We start from the raw sequence: 8763 nt of genomic DNA on the forward strand, positions 1-8763 counted from the left end.
CAACCGTCGCCGACGCGCGTTGCCACGACCTTGCGCAAGATTGCCGCGACGTTTCCACGAACCTAAACCCACCCTAAGGGGCCAGACCCCTTAGGTGGCCTTTAGGTCGAATCGGCGCTGCGCCGCGGGTCCCCGAACCTAAGCGCGAGATAAGGGGCCAGACCCCTTAGGTGGGGTTTAGACCCCTTAGGTGGGGTTTAGGTTTCGAGGGCGACGGCGAGGTCGCCCTGGGAGGACGCGCCGAGCTTGCGCAGCGCGTTGGAGAGCTTGATCTCGATCATGCGCGGGGTGACGAAGAGCTCTTGGGCGATCTCGCGCTCCGGGCGGCCCGCGGCGGCCAGCGCGGCGACCCGCCGTTCACTGGCGGTGAGCGCGGCGATGCCATGTGGCATCGCCGATGCCGGCTCGACGCCCACGGCGAGCATCTCGGTGCGGATCTGCGTCACCAGGCGCTCCGCCCCGCACACCTCGGCCAGCTCGTGGGCGCGGGCCAGCGGCTCGCGCGCGTAGTCCGGGCGGCCGGCGAGCCGGCGGGTGACGCCGAGCGCCGCGAGCGACTTGGCCAGCTCCAGCCGCGACGGCGCGCGCGAGACGACCTCGACCGCCTCCTCGAGGCGCTCGATCCCCTCGGCGCCTTCGAGCAGCCCGAGCACGCGCAGGGAGCGCGCGACCGTCCCCGGGGCACCCCAGTCGCGCGCGCGGTCGAGCTCCTCGGCGGCGAGCTCGATCGCCTTGCGCTTCATGCCCAGCTGGTCGAGCGCGACGGCCCGTAGCGAGCTCCAGCGCGCGGCCGCCGGGTTGTGGTAGCGGGCGAACCGGCGCCCGTACTCCTCCGCGGCCTCGGCGGCATCCTCGTAGCGCCCTTCGGCGATCAGCAGCTCCAGGCGGGCGTTGCACCAGTAGCGCGCGCCGTCCGACGTCCCACCGCGCTCGGGCGCGCGGACCAGCGCCTTGCGCGCGTCGATCAGCTTCCCGCGCTCGGTCAGGCACCACGAGAGGTGCGCCGCGTTCCACTGCAGCGTGTCCGGCCCGTAGCCCCAGCTCTCGGCCTGGTCGAACGCGACCGTCAGTTCCTCCTCGGCATCGATCAGGTCGCCGCGCCAGAAGAGCGTGAACCCGCGCCAGAGGTACATGCCGGTGACGGCGAAGAGCGAGCCGCGCCGGTGCGCGTCGAGCATCGCGAACTCGAAGAACGTCAACGCTTCGTCGCGGTCGCCGACGATCATCGGCAGCATCGCGGCGAGCGTCAGCAGGTTGGGGTCGAGGTTGCCCAACTCGCCGCCGGCGAGCGCGCCCAGCGACACTTCGACGACCTCGTCCACGTGCCCGCCGGACTGGTTCCACTCGAGCGCCGCGATCGCCGCCATGCCCTTCTCCCCGGTGGTCGTCGGCGTCCGGTGGCGCCATTCCCGGGCCGGCTGCGTCTCCTCCGGATCGAGCGCGCCGAACGGCACCCCCATCAGGGCGAAGGCTTCGAGCGCGAGCGCTTCGTCCGCCAGGTACGGCGGCAGCGCGCGTGCCGCTTCGCGCGCCACCGCGGCGCCCTCGGCGGGCGACGAGGTGAACAGCAGCGCCCGCCCGAGCGCGTTGGCCGCCCGGACGCGCAGATGGATGTCGGTCAGGCCGTCGTAGGCCTCGCGCAGGTGCTGCGCGGCCGCCGGGCCGCGCGTCAGCGCCTCGACCTGGCCGAGATCGAGCAGGAGCCGGAAACGGCGGGCTGGTGGCGCGGGCTCGTCCAGCGCGCGCTGCAGGTAGCCGGCGGCGTTGTCGATCGCGCCGCGGGTGTACGCCGCCATCCCCGCCTCGTGCAGCAGCTCCGCCACCTGTGGGTCCCCGCGCCGCGGCGTGTGCATCAGCTGGCCGGCGATCTGGTCCAGCGCGGCCCCGGTGCGTCGTAGTACCCCGGCGGCGCGGGCGTGCAGCAGCTCGCGCTCCCCCAGCGGCAGGCCCTGATAGACCGCGTCGCGGACGAGCGGGTGCACGAAGCCGGGCGGCGGCTCCGGGCGCAGGATCTCGGCGCGCGCGAGGGCGGCCATCGTGCCGGCGACCTGCGCCTCGTCGAGCCCGGCCACGCCGGCGACCGCCGGCAGATCCGCTCCCTCCCCCAGGACCGCGACCGCGCGGGCGATGCTCGCCGCCTCGCCGGGCAGCCGCGCGAGCCGCAGCAGGACGGAGCTCGAGACCGCGCGCGAGCCGATCGCCCGCACCACGTCGGCGTGGGCGGCGTCGGGCTTGACCGCGTCGGTTTCGAGCGCGGTGAGCAGCTGGCGGACGAGCAGCGGGTTGCCGCCGGTGGTCTTGTGGCAGGCCTCGCGGAACGCACGATCGGGCTCGGCGCCGAGCCGGCGGGCGACGAGCGCGCCGACCGCCTCCTCCGAGAGCGGGCCCGGTCGGACGTGGGCGGTGGCGGGATCGTTGGCGATCTCGGCCAGCAGCGCGGCGTCGGTGGGCGCGTCGCTGGTGCGCACGGACGCCGCGACGAGCACCGGCTGGCCCTCGAGGCGCCGCACCAGGTAGGCGAGGAAACGCAGGCTCGGACGGTCGCACCAGTGCAGGTCGTCGACCTCGAGCAGGAGCGGGTGCTCGGCGGCGAGGTTGAGCGCGAGCCAGTACAGCCCGTGCAGGGCGGCGAAGGACGCGTCGCCGCCGGCGGGCGCGCCCTCCTCCGGGTTCTGGAACACCACGCGCGCGGGCGCCGCCGCTCCCGCCAGCACCTCGGGGTCGCTGACGACGCCCTCGAAGAGCTGCCGGACGACGCCGAAGGGGAACTCGCGCTCCAGCTCACCCGCGCGGGCGTTGAGGACGAACGCGCCGTCGGCGATCGCGCGGCGCCGGAACTCCGCCATCAGACGCGACTTGCCGATCCCGGGCGGGCCTTCGATGAGCACGGCGCGGCCCTCTCCCTCGACCGCCTCCTGAAGCAGCGTGTCCAGCAGCGCGACCTCGCGGTCGCGCTCGACCAGCGAAGCCGGGGCCTTGGGCTTGGCGATCCGCGCCACGCGCGGGGCGGGCTGGGGCGCCGCGACGGGGTCGTCGCGCAGGAGCTGCTCGTGCAGGGCGACGAGCGTCGGCCCGGGCGAGCTGCCGAGCTCCTCGCGCAGCAGGATGCGGATGTCCTCATAGACGCGCAGCGCCTCGTTGACGTTCCCGCGGGCGCGTAGGACCTCCATCAGCGCGGCGCGGGCGGACTCGCGGAACGGCTGGGCGATGACGGCGGCGCGGGCGGCCTGCTCGGCCTCCGGGTGGGCGGCGCCGCCGAGCAGCGCGCCGGCGTGCGCGAGCGTTTCGAGCGCTTCGACGCGCAGGTCGGCGAGCTCGCCGCGGTGGGCGTCGATCCAGGGCGCCTCGAGGCCGGGCAGCAACCCGCCGTCGGCGATCTCCAGCGCCGCCTTCGCGGCCTCCCAGGCGAGCTTCGGGTCGCTCGCCTCGCGGGCGCGGCGCAGCTCGCGTGGCGCGGCCTCCCAGTCGACCCAGGCGTCGCCGGGCAGGATCAGCTGCAGCTCGGAGCGGCCCTCCAGGACGCCGGGACCGAGGGTCTTGCGCAGCCGCGAGAGCGGCGGCGCGAGCAGCGACTCGTAGGCGGGCGGCGCGCCCTTGCCGCTCCAGAGCGCCTCGGCGAGCTCGTCGCGGCGGACGGGCCGATCGCGGTTGAGCGTCAAATAGGCAAGCAGCAGCCGTCCCTGGCGTCCGCGCAGGGATTCTTCGAGCCTTCGACCGGAAAGCTCGACGATGAGCCGCCCGCATAGGTGTATGCGGGTCGTCGGACCTTCGACCACGCGGGGAATCTACCCATTCGATGAGACGGTTGTCACGGTTCTGGAACCGTTCTGGACTAAGAGTCGATCAGGCGGGTACGTTCGTCTTTGGGTGTTGCTGGCGGACTTGGAAGAGCGGCTGCGCAATGCGGGCCTGCGCGTCACGTCGTCACGCGTCGCCGTGCTGCGCGTGTTGGCGGAGGCCGACGACCACCCGCGCGTCGATCAGGTCATCGAGCGGGTGCGGCGTGGCGGCCTGAGCATCTCCACCCAGGCGGCCTACGACGTGTGCGAAGCGCTGCGCCAGCAGGGCCTCGCCCGCCGGATCGCGCTCGCGGGCGGTCCGACGCGCTACGAGGCGCGCGCCGGCGACAACCATCACCACCTCGTCTGCCGCTCGTGCGGGCTGACCGTCGACGTCGACTGCGTCCACGGCACCGCGCCGTGCCTGGAGGCGCCGAACACCGCCGGGTTCGCGGTCGACGAGGCCGAGGTGACCTTTTGGGGGCTCTGCCCCAGCTGTCAAAGCGAGATCGAGGGAGAAGCCGCATGAGCGAGAACCCCAAGGGCCTGACCACACGTCAGGGTCAACCCGTCTTCGACAACCAGAACACACGCACCGTCGGTGACCGCGGCCCGGCGACGCTCGAGAACTACCACTTCATGGAGAAACTGGCCCACTTCGATCGTGAACGGGTCCCGGAGCGCGTCGTCCACGCCCGCGGCGCCACCGCGTTCGGCCACTTCGAGGCGACCGGCAAGGTCGGCGACGATCCGATCTCCAAGTTCACCCGGGCGAAACTGTTCCAGGAGCCCGGGAAACGCACCGACATCGCGCTGCGCTTCTCCACCGTGGCGGGCGGCCGCGACTCCTCTGAGGCGCTGCGCGACCCGCGCGGCTTCGCGGTCAAGTTCTACACCGAGGACGGCAACTGGGACCTCGTCGGCAACAACCTCGGCGTCTTCTTCATCCGTGACGCGATCAAGTTCCCGGACTTCATCCACTCCCAGAAGCCGGACCCGGTGACCTTCGAGCGCCAGGTCGCCAACCGCGTCTTCGACTTCGTCTCGCAGTCGCCCGAGTCGCTGCACATGATCATGCTCGTCTTCGGCCCGCGCGGGATTCCGGCGTCCTACCGGAACATGCAGGGCTTCGGCGTCAACACCTACAAGTGGGTCAACGAGGCGGGCGAGACGGTGCTCGTCAAGTACCACTGGCATCCGCGCCAGGGCGTGAAGTCCTGGACCGAGGACGACGCCGGCGTCAAACAGGCCGAGGTGCTGGGCGTCCACACCAAGGACCTCTACGACGCGATCGCCGCGGGCGAGTTCCCCGAGTGGGACCTCTACGTCCAGATCATGAGCGACGATGAGCACCCGGAGCTGGACTTCGACCCGCTCGACGACACCAAGGTCTGGCCCGAGAACGTGTTCCCCCTGCGCCACGTGGGCCACATGCAGCTCAATCGCGCGCCCAAGAACTTCTTCGCCGAGTCCGAGCAGATCGCGTTCGGCACCGGCGTGCTGGTCGACGGCCTGGACTTCTCCGACGACAAGATGCTCGTCGGCCGGACGTTCTCCTACAGCGACACGCAGCGCCATCGCGTCGGGCCGAACTACCTGCAATTGCCCGTCAACGCGCCGAAGAAGGAGGTCGCGACCAACCAGCGCGACGGGTCGATGACCTACTACGTCGACGAGACGGGCGAGAACCCGTCCGTCAACTACGAGCCGTCGATCACGGGCGGGTTGAGCGAGACGCCCAAGCCCGCGCACCAGTCCCAGGGCCCGATGATCGAGGGCCGGCTCACGCGGGCGCAGATCCCGCGCACCAACGACTACGTGCAGGCCGGGGAGCGCTACCTGCTCTCAGAGCAGTGGGAGCGTGACGACCTCGTCACGAACCTGATCTCACAACTCGGCGATTGCGACCGCCCGATCCAGGAACGGATGATCTGGCACCTGTTCATGATCGAGGACGAGCTCGGCCGGCGGGTCGGCGAGGGGATCGGCATCTCCGCCGACGACGTGCGCGGAATGGCGCCGCTCGCGACCCAGGTCCTGACCGAGGAGGAGCTGGCCCGCGCCGCGAACCTCGGCCGCAACGGCACCCGCGACACCGGCGACCTCGTGATGACGCACTGCGTGCCGAACGAGCACGAGGCGATCGCGCCCGAGCCGGCCCCGGAGCGGACCGGCCGGTTCGACCGCTCCGCGACGGTCACCGCGTAGATAAACCCCACCTAAGGGGCCAGACCCCTTAGGTGGGGTTTAGGTTCCGGCGGGCGCTCCAACGCGAGCGTCCGCCAGCACCGCCATCGCGGCGTTGCGGCCGTTGAGGGCGATCACGCTGCCGCCGGGGTGGGTGGCGGCGCCGCAGAAGTAGAAGCCCTCGATCGGGGTTCTGGGGCTCAGGCGGTGCTCCCACATCTGGTCCGGGGTGACCTCGCCCTGGAAGATGTTCCCGCCCGTCAGGCCGATGCGCTCCTCGATGTGCGGCGGGCCGAGCACCTCGTAGCTCTCCAGGATGTCCCGGAATCCGGGCGCGAAGCGGTCGATCAGGCCGATGAACTGCTGCGCGACCTCCTCGCGGCGGGTGTTCCAGTCGCCGTGGGCGAGCGTGTAGGGCGCGTACTGGCCGAAGACGCTGAGCAGGTGACGCTCCTGCGGGGCGGGTGTGGGGTCGTAGCCGGTCTGGATGTAGATCTCGCCGAAGCCGACGGCGGGTTCGCCGCGATCGCAGGCCTCGAACGCGCGCTGGGCCGCCTCCAGGCCTTCCGTGAGGTCGATGGTCGCCTTGGCCGGCCAGTCCTGCCCGGGCGCCGCCGTCCACTTCGGCAGCGCCGTGAGGGCAGCGTTGAACTTCACGACCGGGCTGCGGACCTTCCACGCCTCCAGGCGCGCTCGGTAGTCGCCGGGGACCTCGGTCAGCAGGTTCAGCGCCACCTTCGGGTCGGCGTTGCAGAGAATCGCGCGGGCGCGGATGAACGTGCCGTCTTCGAGCCGGACGCCTTGGCCGGGGAGGATCTCCGCCACCGGCACGCCGGCGGCGAGCGTCGCGCCCGCGTCCTGCGCGGCGTCCGCGATCGCGAAGCTGATCATCCCCATGCCGCCCTTGACGTAGCCCCAGACCGGGCCCTGGCCTTCGAGGTCGCCCTGGTAGTGCATGAGCTTGATCGATGCGGTGCCTGGGTCCTTCGGGCCCCCGTAGGCCGCGATCACGCCTTGGCCGAAGAGCGCGTCCTTGAGGCGCTGATCGTGCATATGGTCGTCGAGGACCTCGGCGATCGAGGCGCTGAAGACGACATCGAGCATCGCCTGCTCGCCGTGCAGCAGGTCCTCGATCTCCTCCCGCGTGGGCGTCTCACCCACCCACGTGTCGCGCCCGCGGGTCCTCAGCCGCTTGCGGATCTCGTCGAAGAGATGCTCGTAGGCCCAGTAGCCCTCGATGTCGCGCTTGGAGACCTTCAGCTCTTCAAGACTGCGCTGCGTCTTGTCATCGTCGAGCCATTGGCCGAACGAGGTGCCGTCCTCGAACGGCACCCACAGGTTGGGGTCGGCGACGTAGCACTCGAAGCCCCTTTGGCGCAGCTGCAGCTCCTTGATCACCAGCTCGTCGAGGAGGCCGACGACGTACGCGCACGGGCTCACGCTGTAGCGCTCGTCCGGGAACGGGCGCTCGAGCGTGCAGGCGCCGCCGAGGCGCTCGCGTCGCTCCAGCACGAGCACGGACTGCCCCGCCTTGGCGAGGTAGGCGGCGGCGGTGAGGCCGTTGTGGCCGCCGCCGACGATCACCGCGTCCCAGTCCTTGGCCGCGAGCTCCTTGATCGGTTGCGGGAGCCCGACTTCGCCCAGCTTCGCGGCGATCTCGTTCATGGGTGGATCTCCTCCTGGGCCAGCGCATCGACCGCCACGGCCTGGTTGCCGTGGACGATCACGGGGTTGAGCTCGACAAGGGCGAGCGGAAGGTCCTGGAGCGCGAGGGCGAGCTTCGCGATCGGCTCCGGCGCGATCGGGGTGCGGAGCGTGCCGAGCGCTTGGGCGATGCGGTGCTCGTCGGCGGGAAGGGGGATGACCGCGACGTCGTCCAGCTCCTCCGTGTACACACCGCCGGCGCCGATGACCAGGACCGGCACGAGGCCGTCTCTGCGGATCGCGACCAGCACTTCGACGCCTCTCGGCGCCATCCGCTCCACGAGCACCGTCGGTCCGAGCCGCATGACGGCCTCGCGGATCTCACGCTCGTCGTTGAGGTCCAGCACCACCCCGCGATTGCGGGCCTTATGGGTCACACCGACGAGCTTGACCGCCACGGGACCGCCCAGCCGTTTCCAGGTCGTGACGGCGTCGTCGGTGACCTCGCCGTCCACCACGGGGATGCCGGCGGCGCGCAGCAGCGCCTTGGCTTCGGCCTCGCCGATCATCCGGCCGCCGTCGACGCGCGTGGCGAGCGGGCGCGGGGTTCGGCGCGGTCGCATCGCGCGGACGCCGCTGCGGAGGCCGGCGATCGCGCCGTCGGAGACGAGCTCGGGAAGCGTCGAGGCGACCGTCACGTCGCCGCTCGCCCGCTTGACGGCGGTCAGGACCGCCGCCCAGTCCTCGGCGTCGTTGGCCGCGTCGTAGAGGACCAGCACCCGCCCGATGCTCGGGTCGCTGAGCAGCGCCTCGATCAGCTCGGTCAGCTGCTCCGGCTCGTCCCAGAGCAGCGCGGTGTAGTCGAGCGGGTTCCCGGCGGTGGCCGCGGCGGGCAGGACGGCCTCGAGGCGGGTGATCGTCTGCGGTGCGAGCGCGGGCAGGTCGACGCCGAGCTCGGCGGCGAGGTCCGCCGCGACGGCGGAGTCGCCCCCGGAGCAGGTCATCACCGCGACGCCGCAGGGCGGGGCGGCGTCGCCGCCCGGCGACGCGGGCTCGCCGCGAGCGGGCGCGGCTTCGCCGCCCGCCTGCGCGGTCTCGCCGTCCACCCGCGCGGTCTCGCCGCCCGCCTGCGCGGGCTCGCCGCCCCCCTAAG

Annotated in this window: 5 protein-coding genes; 2 read left to right on the plus strand and 3 right to left on the minus strand. The window is 72.0% G+C overall.

The genetic code is table 11. The features are described 5' to 3' along the window. Positions 1-197 precede the first annotated feature (197 nt). The gene (locus OM076_RS41160; protein WP_270046024.1) at positions 198-3659 is read right to left on the minus strand and encodes a helix-turn-helix transcriptional regulator; all 3462 of its coding nucleotides are present in this window, start codon (positions 3657-3659) and stop codon (positions 198-200) included. A 214-nt stretch (positions 3660-3873) separates the two neighbouring features. On the opposite strand from OM076_RS41160, the gene OM076_RS41165 reads away from it, so the two are divergent. Further along, positions 3874-4308, plus strand: a complete 435-nt coding sequence (locus OM076_RS41165) for a Fur family transcriptional regulator (protein WP_372518143.1) — start codon at positions 3874-3876, stop codon at positions 4306-4308. Continuing rightward, positions 4305-5987, plus strand: a complete 1683-nt coding sequence (locus OM076_RS41170) for a catalase (RefSeq protein ID WP_270046026.1) — start codon at positions 4305-4307, stop codon at positions 5985-5987. Before OM076_RS41165 ends, OM076_RS41170 begins: the two co-directional genes overlap by 4 nt. Before the next feature lie 39 nt (positions 5988-6026). Here the strand turns inward: OM076_RS41170 and OM076_RS41175 are convergent, their stop codons facing one another. Both OM076_RS41175 and OM076_RS46590 read right to left on the minus strand, forming a co-directional pair. Next, complete coding sequence (locus OM076_RS41175; protein WP_270046027.1) at positions 6027-7631, minus strand: phytoene desaturase family protein; 1605 nt, start codon at positions 7629-7631, stop codon at positions 6027-6029. Then, positions 7628-8716, minus strand: a complete 1089-nt coding sequence (locus OM076_RS46590; protein ID WP_270046028.1) for an acetate--CoA ligase family protein — start codon at positions 8714-8716, stop codon at positions 7628-7630. Before OM076_RS46590 ends, OM076_RS41175 begins: the two co-directional genes overlap by 4 nt. Positions 8717-8763 lie beyond the last annotated feature (47 nt).

This window comes from Solirubrobacter ginsenosidimutans (assembly GCF_027587205.1).

Excerpts from the sequence above, each read along its gene's own strand:
- OM076_RS41170 (WP_270046026.1), top strand. The coding sequence starts at position 4,305 with ATGAGCGAGAACCCCAAGGGCCTGACCACACGTCAGGGTCAACCCGTC.
- OM076_RS41175 (WP_270046027.1), bottom strand. The coding sequence starts at position 7,631 with ATGAACGAGATCGCCGCGAAGCTGGGCGAAGTCGGGCTCCCGCAACCG.